Origin of the sequence: Aeromonas bestiarum, from assembly GCF_000819745.1 — a bacterium.
Classification (GTDB): domain Bacteria; phylum Pseudomonadota; class Gammaproteobacteria; order Enterobacterales; family Aeromonadaceae; genus Aeromonas; species Aeromonas bestiarum.
This window is the reverse complement of record NZ_CDDA01000041.1, coordinates 18,638-34,311: the sequence shown is the minus strand read 5'-3', so window position 1 is coordinate 34,311 and position 15,674 is coordinate 18,638. Positions and strand designations below refer to the sequence as shown.

The following is a 15,674-nucleotide window of genomic DNA, read 5'->3' as shown; positions in this document are numbered from 1 at the left end:
CGCAAGCCCCGCCTCGATAAATCATCATTCATTTTACCCATTTGGTAATATCCAGCCCGAGCAATCGCATAATTACATGGGTTTTATTCACTAATAACAATTAATCGGCCTGCCTGCTCCTGCCTAGTGCGGGGGCTGATGCCCACATCCAGGATGGAACGGTCAGGTCTGGCAATGAGATCGATTTGGGAGTGATGATCGTGAGTTCACACAACAGACAGACCAGACTGGGCCTAGCCGCCCTGCTGCTTACCACCTGCCTTTGCGCCAGCGGCTTGGCACAGGCCGAGGAGGCCAGCCCCACGGGAAAAATAGAGGCGCGCAGCGAGCTGTTCGCCAAGGATCACGCCGATCAGTTCAGCAGCTGGAAAGGCACCAGCGAGAGCAAGGAGCGCACCGACGCCCTGGCGGATGATCCCCAGATGGTGGTGCTCTGGGCCGGCTACCCCTTCTCCAAGGATTACAACAAGCCGCGCGGCCACTTCTACGCCCTGACCGACGTGCGGGAAACCCTGCGCACCGGCGCCCCCAAGACCGCCGAGGATGGCCCCCTGCCCATGGCCTGCTGGAGCTGCAAGGGCCCGGACGTGGCCCGCGTCATCAATGAAAAAGGCGAAGATGGCTACTTCAAGGGCATGTGGGCAAAAGGCGGACCCGAGATCGTCAACACCATAGGTTGCGCCGACTGCCACGACACAGCCTCGAAAGAGTTCAAGGAAGGGAAACCTGCCCTGCACCTCTCCCGTCCCTATGCCGACCGCGCCATGACCGCCATCGGCAAACCGTTCAAGGAGCAGGGGCGTTTCGATCAGCAGTCCCAGGTGTGCGGCCAGTGCCACGTGGAGTACTACTTCAGCGGCCCCACCAAGGCGGTGAAATTCCCCTGGGACAAGGGCACGACTGTTGAGCAGATGGAAGAGTACTACGACGAGATCGGTTTCGCCGACTGGACGCATGCCCTCTCCAAGACCCCCATGCTCAAAGCCCAGCATCCGGAATACGAGACCTGGCGCGCCGGCATCCACGGCCAGAACAACGTCGCCTGCGTCGACTGCCACATGCCCAAGGTGCAGAACGAACAGGGCAAGGTCTACACGGATCACAAGGTGGGCAACCCCTTCGATCGCTTCGATCAGACCTGCCGCAACTGCCACACCCAGAGCAAGGAGATGCTGCAAGGCATAGTCCAGCAGCGCAAGGATGCGGTTCACGATCTCAAGCTCAGAGTCGAGAAGCAGCTGGTGCACGCCCACTTTGAAGCCAAGGCGGCCTGGGATGCCGGCGCCACCGACGCCGAGATGAAGGACATTCAGCAGGACATCCGCCACGCCCAATGGCGCTGGGACTTCTCCATCGCCTCCCACGGGGTGCAGATGCACGCACCGGAAGTGGCGCTGCGCATGCTGGGTACCGCTCTGGACAAGGCAGCAGACGCCCGCACCAAGCTGGCTCGCCTGCTGGCGGCCAAGGGGATCAGCCACGAGATCGCCATTCCTGACATCTCCAGCAAGGAGAAGGCCCAGGCCGCCCTTGGCATGGACATGAAACAGATGAACAACGACAAGGCCCAGTTCCTCAAGACCACAGTCCCCGCCTGGGATGCCGAGGCCAAAGTGGCCGGACGGCTCGCACAATGATGAGGCATGCGGGCCCGCAGTGTCGGGCCCGCAATCGGATGGAGGCTTCCTATGGGTGATTTAACGATGGATTTCTTACGACTGATGCTGATGGCAGCCATGCTGCTGACCAGCCTGCAGGGCCAGGCCGCCGATGCGGCGAGCGCGCCTGCGGCCCTCCCCGCCACCCACGACGTGGAGTTTTTGCGCAATCCCGATGCGGCCTGTACCGACTGCCACAAGGAGCAGGCGTACGGCATGCACGGCAAGCATGGCCAGGCAACCAACCCCAACAACCTGGCGCCTGTCACCTGCACCAACTGCCACGGCCAGCCCTCCCCCAAACACAGGGAAGGGGTCAAGGACGTGATGCGCTTCAGTGACAGCTTCAACAACAAGCAGAGCACAGAGAGCTACCCCATCGCAGAGCAAAACGGGGTCTGCATGAGCTGTCACGAGCCCAAACCCCTGCGCGAGGCGCTCTGGGCCCACGACGTGCACGCCACCAAGCTCACCTGCACCAGCTGCCACCAGCTGCACCCGGCCAAGGAGCCCATGGTGGAAATCCCGGAAAAGTCCCGCATCCAGCTCTGCGTCGACTGCCACAGCAAGCAGCATGAAGCCGTCAAGGCGGCCAAGGCGAACGCCACCCCGGGCAAGGAGGCACAATGAGCTGCTCTCGCCGTCACTTCATGGCGGGGATGAGCGCGGGGGCCCTCATCATGATGACAGGGCCGACCCGCTCCCTTGCCACTACCCTCGCTCACAGCCAGACCATAGACGGGGTGCGCTATGGCATGATCCACGATGAGGCGGCCTGCATCGGCTGTACCGCCTGCATGGATGCCTGCCGGGAGGTGAACCAGGTGCCGGAAGGGGTCTCGCGGCTCGAGATCATCCGCTCCGGCCCCATAGGCACCTTCCCCGATGCCGAGTACCACTTCTTTCGCAAGTCCTGCCAGCACTGCGACAATGCACCCTGCGTCCACGTCTGCCCGACCGGCGCCTCCCATATCCGCAAGGAGGATGGCATAGTCGACGTGGACCCGGACTTGTGCATCGGCTGCATGTACTGTCTGGCCGCCTGTCCCTATCAGGTGCGCTTTATCAACCCGGTCACCCGGGTGGCGGACAAGTGCGATTTTTGCCGCAAGACCAACCTGGCGGCGGGCAAGGAGCCGGCGTGCGTGGCCTCCTGCCCCACCAAGGCGCTGGTGTTCGGCAATCTGGATGACCCCGACAGCCCCATCGCCAAACGGCTGGTGAAGGAGACCACCTATCGCTACAAGCAGACGCTCGGCACCTCGCCCAAGATGTACCGCGTGCCCAAAGGGGAGATAAAGTCATGACGATGCAAGAGGCGTTTCACTTCCCCTCGCTGGTGTGGGGATTTGCCCCATCACCATCTACCCCGGCCGTAACAGATGGAGGGAATGACCATGTGGCATGACGCATTTCACTTCCCTTCCCTTGTCTGGGACTGGCCCATCGCCATCTATCTGTTCCTGCTCGGTATCTCCGCCGGGGCCACCAGCCTCTCGGTGCTATTGCGCCGCAAAGGGGCCGGCAGCGAGAGCGGCATCATCAAGGCGACCGCCATTCTGGCGCCGGTGAGCGTGGTTCTGGGGTTACTGATCCTTATCTTCCACCTGGCCCGCCCCTGGACCTTCTGGAAGCTGATGTTCCACTACCAGTTCGACTCAGTGATGTCGATGGGGGTCATGCTGTTCCAAGTCTATATGGCGGTGCTGTTCGCCTGGCTGGCGGTGGTGTTTCGGGCCGAGATCGAGACCTTGCGCAGTCACCTGCTGAAAGAGAAGTTCGCCTTTGTGGATGGGCTGATCGCCCTGCTGGCACGCTTCGAGCAGCTGTTGGCACCGCTGTTGCTGCTGCTCGCCGTGCTACTGGGGGCCTACACCGGCTTTCTGCTCTCGGCGCTCAAGACCTATCCGCTGCTGAACAACCCTGTGCTGCCTGTGCTGTTTCTGGTCTCCGGCATCAGCTCCGGCATCGCCTCCACCATCTTGCTGGCGGTCACCCTGTTCAAGGAGAACCACCACAGCCTGGGGGTGAGCTTCGTGCATCGCTTCGAGCGGCCGGTGCTGGCGGTGGAGGTGCTGCTGCTGGTCTGCTTCTTTACCGGTCTCTATTTCGGTGGCGGCCAGAAGGAGGTGGCCATGTGGGCGGCCATCGGCGGCGGCTTCTGGGCCCAGGTGTTCTGGCTCGGGGTGGTGGGCATCGGCATGCTGCTGCCCCAGCTGGTCGGCCTGTTGGCACCGGCGCCCCTGCGGGCAAAGAGCGGCTATCTGGTGCTGGTCTGCAGCCTGACCCTGATGGGGATACTGCTGCTGCGCTACTTCGTGCTCTATGCCGGCCAAATGACGGTGGTATAAGAAACAGGTCACAAGCGCCAGCCGCCCTCGGGCGACTGGCGCTTGTTTGTTGTCGAGTCTGTGGATGTTATGCCCCAGCGCCGGCCCGATGCGGACGCTGCGGCATAACATGAACAAATAAGTAGAACCGGAGGTTGTGTGCTGGCTGAGCTCGGCTATCTCTCACTGTTGCTGGCAACGGCGCTCTCCCTGCTGCAAGGCACCCTGCCCTGGCTGGGGCTGCGGCTCGCCTCCCCGGCTCTGTTGGGCTGTGCCAAGCCGCTGGCGCTGCTCAATGCCGCTCTGCTCGGGACCGCCCTGCTGCTGCTCGCCAGCTGTTTTGGGCTCGATGACTTCACCCTGGTCTATGTGGCCCAGCACGCCAACAGCGCCCTGCCCATGGGTTTCAAGCTGGCGGCAGTCTGGGGCGGCCACGAGGGCTCCATGCTGTTCTTCGTGTTTGCGCTGGGGCTGTGGGGCGCCCTGGTGGCGATCTGTTCGACACGGGTCGATCCATTGATCCGCATCCGGGTATTGGCCATCATGGGACTGATCTTGGGGCTGTTCGGCCTCTATACCCTGATCTTCTCCAGCCCGTTCGATCGCGCCTTTCCGGGGCCGCTGGAGGGGCGCGATCTCAATCCCATGCTGCAGGATATCGGCCTCATCATACACCCGCCCCTGCTCTATCTCGGCTACGTCGGCTTTGCGGTCAACTTCGCCTTCGCCATGGCGGCGCTGCACTCGGGCCGACTGGACGGCGCCGTGGCCCACTGGAGCCGCCCCTGGGCGCTCGGCTCCTGGGTGTTTCTCACCGCCGGCATAGTACTCGGCTCCTGGTGGGCCTATTACGAGCTCGGCTGGGGTGGCTGGTGGTTCTGGGATCCGGTGGAAAATGCCTCCCTGTTGCCCTGGCTGCTCGGCACAGCCCTGCTGCATGCCCTCGTGGTCTGCGAGAAGCGTGGGGCCTACGGTCACGGCGTCTTGCTGCTCTCCATCTTCACCTTCTCGCTGAGCATGCTCGGCACCTTTGTAGTGCGCTCCGGGGTGCTCACCTCGGTGCACGCCTTCGCGGTGGATCCCAATCGCGGTCTCACCCTGCTGCTGCTGCTCGGTCTGCTATTGACCTGCGCCCTCACCCTGTTCGCGCTGCGGGCCGATACCCGCGCCCCCTACGCCCGCTTCGGCTTACTGTCAAAAGAGGGGCTGCTGGGCGCCACCATACTGCTGCTGTCGGTGGCCTGCGCCTGCGTGCTGCTCGGCACCTTCTACCCCATGGTGTTCCAGTCGCTGCACCTGGGATCACTCTCGGTCGGTGCCCCCTATTTCAACGCTGTTTTCGTGCCGCTGGCGCTGGTGCTGATGGTACTCATGACCCAGATCCCGCGCCTGCGCTGGCAGGGGCTGATGGCATCTTCCCGCCTGCGGATGCTGCTGCCGCCCCTGCTCGGCCTGCTGGGGGGGGGCCTGCTCAGCCTCAGTTATCGCGAGCAGGGAACCCTCGCCTGGAGCAGCCTGATCGCCAACATGGTGAGCCTCTGGCTCATCGCGAGCCTGCTGCTCAATGTCTCATTCAAGACTCGCGACCTGAGTGCCAGCCGGCTCGGCAGCCTGCTGGCCCACCTCGGGGTGGCGGTATGCGCCCTCGGCATAGCGCAGGTGAGCCACCATAGCCAGGAGGGGGGCACAGTGCTCAGTCCGGATACGCCCTACCGGCTCGGCGCCCATGAATTTCGCTATGAGGGGAGCGAGCCGCTGATCGGCCCCAACTACACGGCCGAGCGCATCACTGTCAGCGTGCACAAGGATGGCCGGGAGGTGGCCAGGCTCACCCCGGAGCGGCGCCACTACAGCGTGCGCACCATGAACATGAACGAACCCGGCATCCAGGGGGGGCTGTTTGGCGATCTCTACGTGGTGCTTGGCGAGAAGATGGGGCCCGGCGCCTATGCCATGCGGCTGCACTACAAGCCGCTGGTGCGCTGGATCTGGCTCGGCGGCCTGCTGATGATGGCGGGCGGCGCCCTGCGTTTGCTGGGGCGCAAGCCATTGCTGGCAGCCCAACCGCAGACCGCTGCACATCAAGTCGCGGGCTTGCTCCCCAAGGAGGCGCCATGAGAGCCCGCCTGCGCCTCTTCATGCCGCTGCTGCTGACCCTGTGCCTCGGCGTCCTGCTCTGGCTCGGCCTTGGCAACAACCCCTACAGTCAGGATGAAGCGACCCTGGGCCGCAGTTTGCCGGCCTGGCAAAGCGAGAGTTTGTTTGGCGGCGACCCCATCCACACAGCGGCACTCAAGGGGGAGCCCTTCGTGCTCAACGTCTGGGCCAGCTGGTGCCCCAACTGCCGCGCCGAGCACCCGCTGCTCGCCGAGCTGGCCAAGACAGTGCCCCTCTACGGCCTCAACTACAGAGACAAGGGCCATGCTGCCCGCGCCTGGCTTGAGGAGGCAGGCAACCCTTATCGCGCCGTGCTGGCAGATCCAGACGGCAAGTTGGCGCTGGAGCTCGGCGTCTACGGCACGCCCGAGACCTATCTGTTTGCCGCCGATGGCACCCTGCTCACCCGCCACACGGGTCTCTTGAGCACGGATATCTGGCAGCGCCAGTTTGTGCCAAAGCTTAAGGCCGCCCGCCAGGAGGGCAAACCATGAAGGGCTTCATCATCCTCTGCGCCCTGCTGGTACTCGGCGTGCCCCTGAGCCAGGGCGCCCTGGCCAGCGGCGTCGACACCTATCAGTTCCAGCACCCGGAGAGACAGAGCCGCGCCCAGGATCTCGCCCGCGCCCTGCGCTGCCCCCAGTGCCAGAACCAGAACCTGGTGGAGTCCAACTCCCCCATAGCCCGGGATCTGCGGCTCGAAGTCTACCGCTGGGTGGATGAGGGGCAGAGCGACGAACAGGTGATCGCCCGCATGACCAGCCGCTTCGGCGACTTCGTGCGCTACGATCCCCCCTTCAAGGCCAGCACGGCGCCGCTATGGGGGGGGCCAGCCCTGCTCTTGTTGCTGGCGCTTGCTCGCCTGCGCAGGAGCCTGCAGCGCCGGCAACCGGCACGGGTGCCACTTATCGGCGACAGAGCCGAGGGGGCGCTCACCCAGGATCCCAGGGCCGAGCTGAACCGGCGCATCATGGCCGAGCAGCAGGCCGGACTCGCCCCCCACAGCCGCCTCTATCGGGAGCTGGCACTGGCCCGCCTCGCCAATACCACCCCGGCCACCGAGCAGGCCTTGCGCACCCGGGTGGCCAGCTCGCATACCGCAAGCCGCCCCCAGCCCTGGCTGCTGCTTGGCGCCCTGCTGCTGGCGCTGATCGCTGGCGTCTATGCCGGCACAGGCCGCTATCAGGCATGGCAGGCGTATCAGGATAGACCCGATCCCCTGGCGGGATTGAGCCCCCGGGATCTGCAGGACAAGGAGCTGGGCGCCCTGCACCTGCGGCTGCAAAGCAACGCCCAGGATCTCGATGGCTGGGCCGAGCTCGGCCAGTTGTATCTGTATCGGGACGAATACGAGGATGCCTGGCTCGCCTATCAGCGCCTGGCCCTGCTGGAAGGGGGCGCCAGCGCCGCCACCCTGGCCGCCCAGGCTACGGTGCGCTACTACCAGGCGGGCCAGCAACTCACCCCGGAGGCGCGCCACCTGCTCGACGCCGCCCTGGCACTGGACAAGGGGGAAGTGAGCGCCCTGATGCTGCTCGCCGCCGATCACTTCCTGCACGGCCGCTACTCTCAGGCCATCGCCCTCTGGCAACGGCTGCTGGACGAGGAGCGCCCCCGCATCAACCGCGCCGCCCTGATCCAGGCCATTCAGACCGCCCGCATCATGGGGGGATAACGAGCCATGGCAGATGGCCCGGCGGCCCCTCGCCGGACGGATCGCCATCTTCTATCCAGAGGCCGCCCATACCGGCGGCCGATCCACGCCGCCCTATCACAGGCGATAACGGATATTCATGGTCTATTCTCTGCGCCATAATGCAGACCCTTAGCCAGCAACGACAAGGTGCACACATGATCCCCATTCGCTGTCACGCCGTCTCCGGTGTCGCGTTATCGGAAATCGACGGCCAGATAAAAATACTGCTGATGAAGCGGGTCAAGGGCGGCTTCTGGTGCCATGTGGCTGGCACGGTCGAGGCGGGTGAAACCGGCTGGCAGACCATAATGCGCGAGTTTGGCGAGGAGACAGGCATCGCCGTCACCGAGCTCTATAACGGCCAATATCTGGAACAGTTTTACGAGGCGGCCACCAATACCGTGATGATGGTGCCCGTCTTTGTGGTCTATTGCCCACCCAACCAGCCGGTGCGGCTCAATGACGAGCACACCGAATATCGCTGGTGCACCCTGGCCGAGGCCAAGGGACTGGTGAGTTTCCCCGGCCAGCAGGCGCTCTATGACCATGTCTGGCACTATTTTATCGAGCGCACTCCCTCGGCGCTGATGCGAGTGGCGACAGGGGCCTGAAAATGCAGGATCTCTCAACGCAGGGGGCGCCGCCTGCGCCACGGCAAGGGGGATTAACGGGCCGTTAAGCCCCCGAAGGCGCAATAAGACGTAAAAAGAGTGGTAACCCATGGCCATAACAGGCATATAGTGCGCCACCATGACGGGTGAAGCTGACGACCATCAGACTCGCTCATGGCTGGGTATTTCCCGGATCGGGTCGCCATTTGGCCGTCAACATGGGCATTTCAAGGCGCAAGATCCCATAAAATTGAAATATCAGGCCATTAGACGTTGTGAAGCGTCAATTACCGTCATATAACTTACCCAAATGTCCCTGTCAGTCGTACGGTAGCGTCAAATCATGATTATTCGCCCTTTTCTTACCCTGTTGCTCGGTGCCTTCCTCGTTCCCGTCAGCATGGAGAGCGCCCAGGCCAATCCGTTTTCAGCCCAGTCCCACTCCCCCAACAGCTTTCTGGAACAACGCAACGATCTGGCCCTGAGTTCGGCCGCCTTCGTGGTGGCCAATCCGCGCACCGGCGAGGTGCTGTCCGAGCGCAACGCCAACCGGGTCATGCCCATCGCCTCCATCACCAAGCTGATGACGGCGCTGGTGGTGCTCGATGCCAATCAGCGCCTCTCCGAGACGCTGACCGTCACCATGGCCGACGTGGATCGCCTCAAGGGCACGGGCTCGCGGCTGGCGGTCGGATCGCGTCTGAGCCGGGCCGACATGCTGCACATAGCCCTGATGTCGTCAGAAAACCGCGCAGCCTCCGCCCTGGCCAGAAATTACCCGGGTGGCCAGCGCGCCTTTGTCGAGGCGATGAATGCCAAGGCCCGCATGCTCGGCATGTGGAGCACCCAGTTCGCGGACAGCACTGGCCTCACCCCGCGCAACGTCTCCAGCGCCCATGATCTGGCCAAGCTGGTGGCGGCGGCTTCTGCCTACCCACTCATTCGCCAGTACTCGTCCACCGAGGAGCGCATGGTGCGCAACGGCAAGCGCCAGTTGCACTACCTCAACTCCAACCGTCTGGTACGTGAAGGCAGCTGGCCTGTCACCCTCTCCAAGACGGGCTACATTCGCGAGGCGGGTCGCTGCCTGGTGATGGCAACCCAGATCAACCGCGAGCCGGTGATCCTGGTGCTGCTCAATGCCGATACCCCCAACTCCCGGGTGGCGGATGCCAAGCGGATCAAGTCCTGGCTGGAGACCTCGGGCCGCATGAGCCTGACCGCCCAGTCCAGCCCCCAGACCAAGCTGTTCAGCAGCCAGTAATCCGCTTCAGACGCACACGTTAAAAAGCCCCCGCACCAAGGTGCGGGGGCTTTTTCATTGGGTCTTGTTGTAGCCAGGCCACTTGGCTGCAGCGGCAGTCCGGTAGCCGGTCAGACCGGCTTGAGCCGCGCGGTGAAGTGGCGCAGCAACGGCGGCTCGTAGTCGAAGGTGAGACCACGGATCTCGCTGGCCCGCGCCTTGACCGCAATGAGGCAGTCGGCCACATAGTCCATGTGATCCCGGGTGTAGACCCGGCGCGGAATGGTGAGGCGCAACAGCTCAAAGTCCGCCGCCTCCTGCTTGCCGGTGGCGGGATCGCGCCCCAGCAGCAAGGAGCCTATCTCCACCCCGCGCACGCCCCCTTCCAGATAGAGCGCGCAGGCCAGGGCATGGGCCGGGAACTGCTCCCCCGGAATGTGGGGCAGCAGCTTCTTCGCATCCACAAAGACCGCATGGCCGCCGGTGGGGGTCTGAATCGGAATACCCGCCTCGGCCAGCCGCTCGCCCAGATAGGCCACCTGACCGATGCGATAGGTCAGATACTCCTCGTCCATCCCCTCGCGCAGGCCTATGGCCAGCGCCGCCATGTCACGACCGGCGAGGCCGCCATAGGTGACGAACCCCTCCATCGCCACGCAGCGCACCTGCACCGCGCGGAACAGGTCGAGATCCTCCTTGAAGCAGCACAGCCCCCCGATATTGACCAGCCCGTCCTTCTTGGCCGACATGGTGAACATGTCCCCCAGGGCAAACATCTGGCGCACTATCTCCTGGATGCTGCTGTTGGCATAAGCCGGGTCACGTTCCTTGATAAACCAGGCGTTTTCGGCGAAACGGGCGGCATCTATCACCACAGGAATATGGTGGCGGCGGGCCAGTGCCGAGACCGCCTGCATGTTGGCCATGGAGACCGGCTGGCCGCCGGCGCTGTTGCAGGTGACAGTGATGATGACAGCGGCCACGTTGTCGGCCCCCACTGTCTCTATGGTGTCAGCCAAACGGCCCAGATCGAAATCCCCCTTCCAGGCATAAGGGGCCATGGTATCGAGGGCCTTGGGGGTGAGCAGGTTGATGGCCCGCGCCCCGGCCAACTCCACATGGGCCTTGGTGGTATCGAAGTGGTAGTTGGAGATGAACACAGGCGCCTTGCCCTGGCAGCGCTTGACCAGCTCGGGGAAGAGGATCTGCTCGGCCCCGCGCCCCTGGTGGGTCGGCATCACATGCTGGTAGCCAAACAACTCGCGCACTGTGCGCTCCAGTTCGACGAAGTTGCGGCTGCCCGCATAGGCTTCGTCCCCCATCATGATGCCGGCCCACTGGCGATCCGACATGGCACCCGTGCCGCTGTCGGTCAGCAGGTCGATATAGACATCCTCGGCCAGCAGCAGGAAGGGGTTCCAGCCTGCGGCCTCGAGGGCGGTGCGGCGCTCGGCGCCTGTGGTCTGCTTGATGGGCTCGACCATCTTGATACGAAACGGTTCGGGTATACGACGCATGATCTTCTCCTTGCACCAGCCGCGCGAACGCCTGGCGACAGTCACCAATATGAAATGAAAACAAGTGGGGTTAACGCAGGGAGATCAGCGGCGAGGAAAGTCGCACACCAGCACTATATCTTGCAGATACCAGGGCAGTGTGTGGGGACTGGCGGTGGGCCAGCCGGATGGGGCGTCAGCAGTTCGGGTCATCACATCCTTTCCTGTGGTGGTCTAACACGAGCGAGCCTGTGAAACGCGCATGCACCATGCAATGCGCTACCAACTCTAGGCAGGGGCGGCTGGGGGCGACAAGCGGCATGCATCGCCGTTGCGATCGGGCGCACAAATTTAACAATCCCCTTACCTTGGCCGCGCAGACGATCATGGGGTGAATCCAGCCCCAGGCGCCCATCAACGCATCTCGCTGCAGCCATAAACATCACATTATTGTGATTAATCGTCATTATCATCTGGCTATAAATGTTAATGTAGTGATAAATCACATTTTCAAACGGGTGGATTTGCCGATCACGCTGCCGGTGATAACGTGTGGCCTGTGCGCTGGGCCCCCTCCTTGTCCGCGAGCAACAATCGCAGCGACGGGAGCTGGCAGGCCCTCATAACAACAGCAGGATCTGCCGGTGGCGCCTGCATGACGACAAGGATGGAGTGATGAAGATAGTGGTGTTGGGTGGTGGCGTGATTGGCGTAGCCAGCGCCTGGTATCTGGCCAAGGCGGGTCATCAGGTGACCCTGCTGGAGCGACGGGATGGGGTGGCGCTGGAGACCAGCCATGCCAACGCCGGTCAGATCTCCCCCGGTTATGCCTCCCCCTGGGCGGCGCCCGGCATTCCCCTCAAGGCCGCCAAGTGGCTGCTGCAAAAACATGCCCCCTTCACGGTGCGCCCGACCTCGGATCCGTTCCAGCTGCGCTGGATGCTGAAGATGTTCGCCAACTGCACCCCGGCTGCCTATGCCATCAACAAGGGGCGCATGGTGCGCCTTGCCGAATACAGCCGCGACTGCATGAAGGGGCTGCGCGATGAGCTGGCGCTGGATTACGAGGGACGCCAGCTCGGCACCCTGCAGCTGTTTCGAAGCGAGACCCAGCTCGATGCCAGCAAACGGGATATCGAGGTGCTGGAAGAGTACGGCGTGCCCTACCAGTCGCTGGATGCCAGCGGTTGCGAGGGGGTGGAGCCGGCGCTGGCACGGGTACGTGGCAAGATAGTGGGCGGCCTGCGCCTGCCGGGTGATGAAACCGGCGACTGCTTCCGCTTCACCAAGGCACTGGCCGCCGAGGCACAAAAACTCGGGGTGGAATTTGTCTTCAACTGCGCCATCGACGAGATTGAACTGGCTCAGGGGCGCGCCGTCGCGGTGCGGGCCGGTGAGCAGCGTTTCAAGGCCGATGCCATCGTCTGTGCGCTGGGCAGCTATGCCACCGGCTTGCTGCGCCCGCTTGGGCTCGATCTGCCTGTCTACCCGGTCAAGGGCTACTCCCTCACCCTGCCGATGACCAACCGTGATGCAGCGCCCCGCAGTACTGTACTGGATGAAACCTACAAGGTGGCCATCACCCGCTTCGATGAGCGGATCCGGGTCGGCGGCATGGCTGAGCTGTCGGGTTTCAACCTGGCGCTCAACCCGAAACGCTACGACACCCTGGCCATGGTGGTGGGGGATCTCTTCCCCGAGGGGGGCGACATACAGCAGGCCGAGTTCTGGACCGGGCTGCGGCCCATGACGCCGGACGGCACCCCGCTGGTGGGCCCCAGCCCTGTGCCTGGGCTCTGGCTCAACACAGGCCACGGCACCCTGGGCTGGACCATGGCGGCAGGCTCGGGCCAGCTGCTGGCGGATCTCATCAGCGGCAACACGCCCACCATCAGCGATGAGGGGCTGACCCTGGCCCGCTACGGCTGAGGCTGAGGCTGCCACAAGGTCGCAAATGACAGAGGGAGTGCCAGGCACTCCCTCTTCACATCCGTCTCTCGACCCCCTCTCAGCTCGCGGTATCCGTCAGCAGCCTGGGCACCGCCTGCCACACCCGCTCGGGGTCGGGCTCGGCAATGGCCGCCGCCAGCAGTTGCCCCAGCCACTGCTGATGCAACTGCCACATCCGCTGGCCTTCTGATCCCTGCTCCTTGGCACTCTGCTTGACCACATCCGCCGTCCGGTAGAAATAACGCACCAGCGCCGTCAACGCGGGCTCGGGCCAACGACAGCCGAAATGGCGCAGTCGCTCCGACCAGAAGGCAATCTGGCCTCGCTCGTGCACCCGCTCCACCTCGTGCAGTGCCGGAATGAGATCCATCGCCTGCCACAGCGCCCCATAGCCGACGAAACGGGCATCCAGCGCGTCCAGCGCCTGATCCAGCAGCAACAGCGTCTCCTGCAAGCCGCACTCCTGGGTGCGGATCGCCTCCTGCGCCGCGCACACCGCCGCCAGCCAGTCCATGGCCAGCCGGCAGATGATGGCCTCCTTGTTGGGAAACAGGTGATAGAGCGACTTGATGCCGACCCCGGCCCGGGTGGCGATGGCGTTGGTGTTGAGCGCCGGAAAGCCCTGCTCCTGCAACAGGGCCAGGGTGGCCTGCTCGATCCGGGTGACCGTCTCCTGGCTGCGCTGCTGTCTGGGTTGGCGCCGCATGCAGAGATCGGCGGGCAACGGCTGTTCTGACATGGGTTCTCCCTCACCTTGGTCGCGGCATGGTTTTATAACTACATGATGAAACAAGGAAAATATAAGTCAAAAAGAATATTTTCAGTAATTGCTGGCTTTTATCCCAACAGCTGCAATAAACAAGAGTGCTCATATTTGCAGTAAAAACTGCATTATAACCAGGGAGAGTAATGGCATATGGATGGCAAGCAATCAGGTTTTAGGTTGACAACAAGCGCCGCACTGCTGCTGGTGGCCGGCGTGCTGACCGGCTGCAATCAGGAGAGCACGGGGCCTGAGGCGCAGCGGACCCTCTACCTCAACGGCACAATTCACACTCAGGACGGGCAACGCAGGGTTGCCGACGCCATGGTGGTCGCCGATGGCAAATTCCTCTACGTGGGCTCACGCCAGGGGGCCGAGGCCTATCAGGGCAAGGATGGCAAGGTCGTGGATCTGAAGGGTCGCATGGTGCTGCCCGGCCTGCATGACAACCACATTCACCTGCTCGGCACTGTGGCGCTGGATATGTGCGATCTGGACGGTCAGAGCGTCACGCTGGATCAGCTGGCCGACAAGATCCGCACCTGTCTGCCTCGCTACGCCCCCACCAAGGGGGAGTGGCTGGCGGTCAATCAGTGGTCCCCCTACGACGGCAATACCCCGACTGCGAACTACGCTACCCTGCTGGCCACCCTGGACGCAGTGGCACCGGACAACCCTGTGGTGCTGCTCGGGGCCGATGGACACGCCAGCGCCTATAACTCGCAGGCGCTGGCCAGCGCGCAGGATCAGGATGGCAATACCGTGGGTTTCAACAGTGTGACCCTGGCACCGGGCGGGGTGTTCGAGGCCTTTATTCCCTACGTGGATCTGACCAGCGGGGTGATCCGGGAGGGTGCCCGCAGCGCCATACCGGTACCCGACACCGGGGTGCTCAGCGCCAGCGATGAGCAGGCCGCCAGCCAGTACGACAAGATCCTGCCCGCCATCTCTACCCTGATGGCCTCTCGTGGCATCACGGGCGTACAGGATGCCTGCGCCACCGACTTCATCCGTCAGCGGCTGCTCAAGATGCAGTCGCTTGGGCTGCTGCACATGCGCATCACGGCAGCCACCTGCTTTCACCAGGATGACTACAGCGGCAAACTGGACATAGCCGGTCACCTGGCCAAGGCCAGCCAGGTCAGAAGCGCCTTTGCCGACAATCCCCTGATCAAGGCCGATGCGGTCAAGATCTTCCTCGATGGCGTACTGGAAGGGGATCCCTTTACCGCCCCGCCCTTCCTGCCCAATGCGGGCATGCTGGAAAACTACCAGAACCCGCACCTGGCCATGGATCTCGCCACCGAGCAGGTGACCATCACGGCCGATAGCGAGGATGCGGGCAGCAACGGCATCGTCAACTACCGGGACGCCGACCTGAAAAACTATGTCACCGCCCTCGATCGGGCCGGTTTCAGCATTCACATGCACAGCATCGGCGATCGCAGCACCCGGATGGCGCTGGATGCACTGCAAGCCGCCCGCGCCAGCAACGGTGACAAGGGGATCCCCCATACCCTGGCTCACCTGCAGGTGGTGCACCCCGACGATCAGAAAAGGCTGGGAGAGCTCGGTCTCTACCTCACCTTCACCTACGCCTGGACCACGCCCCAGCTCGCCTACGACATGCTGGTGACCCCCTTCATCCAGCCCACCCGCGCGGGACAATCCTTGCGCGAGGCGCTGTATGACCCCCTGGGCTATCTGCACGATGCACTCTATCCGGTGGAAAGTGCGCGCAAGGCAGGCGCCATCCTGGTGGCGGGCAGC

At 63.4% G+C, this 15,674-nt stretch carries 13 protein-coding genes; 11 read left to right on the top strand and 2 right to left on the bottom strand.

Annotated elements, in window-relative coordinates:
* The first annotated feature begins 194 nt into the window (after window positions 1-194).
* The 9 genes from nrfA to pbpG all read left to right on the top strand — a co-directional run bounded on the left by nrfA (window position 195) and on the right by pbpG (window position 9,716).
* Window positions 195-1,637, top strand: coding sequence for an ammonia-forming nitrite reductase cytochrome c552 subunit (nrfA, locus tag BN1118_RS20370; RefSeq protein ID WP_043557732.1), 1,443 nt, complete (start codon window positions 195-197; stop codon window positions 1,635-1,637).
* 51 nt (window positions 1,638-1,688) lie between these two features.
* Window positions 1,689-2,288, top strand: a complete 600-nt coding sequence (nrfB, locus tag BN1118_RS20365) for a cytochrome c nitrite reductase pentaheme subunit (RefSeq protein ID WP_043557731.1) — start codon at window positions 1,689-1,691, stop codon at window positions 2,286-2,288.
* On the top strand, window positions 2,285-2,965 hold the full coding sequence (locus tag BN1118_RS20360; RefSeq protein ID WP_043557730.1) for a 4Fe-4S dicluster domain-containing protein: 681 nt from the start codon (window positions 2,285-2,287) through the stop codon (window positions 2,963-2,965). The genes nrfB and BN1118_RS20360 overlap by 4 nt, the downstream gene beginning before the upstream one ends.
* Before the next feature lie 90 nt (window positions 2,966-3,055).
* Window positions 3,056-4,009 (top strand): cytochrome c nitrite reductase subunit NrfD, encoded by a 954-nt coding sequence (nrfD, locus tag BN1118_RS20355; protein WP_043557790.1) that lies wholly within the window; start codon window positions 3,056-3,058, stop codon window positions 4,007-4,009.
* Between the two features lie 138 nt (window positions 4,010-4,147).
* A complete protein-coding gene (gene nrfE / locus BN1118_RS20350; protein ID WP_043557729.1) occupies window positions 4,148-6,106 on the top strand; it encodes a heme lyase NrfEFG subunit NrfE in 1,959 nt (652 codons plus the stop codon).
* Window positions 6,103-6,639 carry a DsbE family thiol:disulfide interchange protein gene (locus BN1118_RS20345; protein WP_043557728.1) on the top strand — a complete coding sequence of 179 codons (537 nt, stop codon included), beginning with the start codon at window positions 6,103-6,105 and terminating at the stop codon, window positions 6,637-6,639. The genes nrfE and BN1118_RS20345 overlap by 4 nt, the downstream gene beginning before the upstream one ends.
* Window positions 6,636-7,820: a heme lyase NrfEFG subunit NrfF gene (gene nrfF / locus BN1118_RS20340; RefSeq protein WP_043557727.1), complete on the top strand. Its 1,185-nt coding sequence runs from the start codon at window positions 6,636-6,638 to the stop codon at window positions 7,818-7,820. Before BN1118_RS20345 ends, nrfF begins: the two co-directional genes overlap by 4 nt.
* A gap of 176 nt (window positions 7,821-7,996) precedes the next feature.
* Window positions 7,997-8,452, top strand: a complete 456-nt coding sequence (locus BN1118_RS20335; RefSeq protein WP_043557726.1) for an NUDIX hydrolase — start codon at window positions 7,997-7,999, stop codon at window positions 8,450-8,452.
* A gap of 343 nt (window positions 8,453-8,795) precedes the next feature.
* Window positions 8,796-9,716 carry a D-alanyl-D-alanine endopeptidase gene (gene pbpG / locus BN1118_RS20330; protein WP_043138942.1) on the top strand — a complete coding sequence of 307 codons (921 nt, stop codon included), beginning with the start codon at window positions 8,796-8,798 and terminating at the stop codon, window positions 9,714-9,716.
* Between the two features lie 110 nt (window positions 9,717-9,826).
* Here the strand turns inward: pbpG and BN1118_RS20325 are convergent, their stop codons facing one another.
* Entirely contained in the window at window positions 9,827-11,212 is a 1,386-nt protein-coding gene (locus BN1118_RS20325; protein ID WP_043557725.1) for a tryptophanase, read from the bottom strand.
* A 654-nt stretch (window positions 11,213-11,866) separates the two neighbouring features.
* Between BN1118_RS20325 and BN1118_RS20320 the strand changes: the two genes are divergently transcribed.
* The gene (locus BN1118_RS20320; protein WP_043557724.1) at window positions 11,867-13,120 is read left to right on the top strand and encodes a D-amino acid dehydrogenase; all 1,254 of its coding nucleotides are present in this window, start codon (window positions 11,867-11,869) and stop codon (window positions 13,118-13,120) included.
* 79 nt (window positions 13,121-13,199) lie between these two features.
* Here the strand turns inward: BN1118_RS20320 and BN1118_RS20315 are convergent, their stop codons facing one another.
* Window positions 13,200-13,880 carry a TetR/AcrR family transcriptional regulator gene (locus tag BN1118_RS20315; protein WP_043557723.1) on the bottom strand — a complete coding sequence of 227 codons (681 nt, stop codon included), beginning with the start codon at window positions 13,878-13,880 and terminating at the stop codon, window positions 13,200-13,202.
* A 177-nt stretch (window positions 13,881-14,057) separates the two neighbouring features.
* Here BN1118_RS20315 and BN1118_RS20310 point away from each other — a divergent pair.
* Window positions 14,058-15,674: amidohydrolase (locus BN1118_RS20310; RefSeq protein ID WP_043557722.1), on the top strand; the 1,617-nt coding region annotated here is incomplete at its 3' end.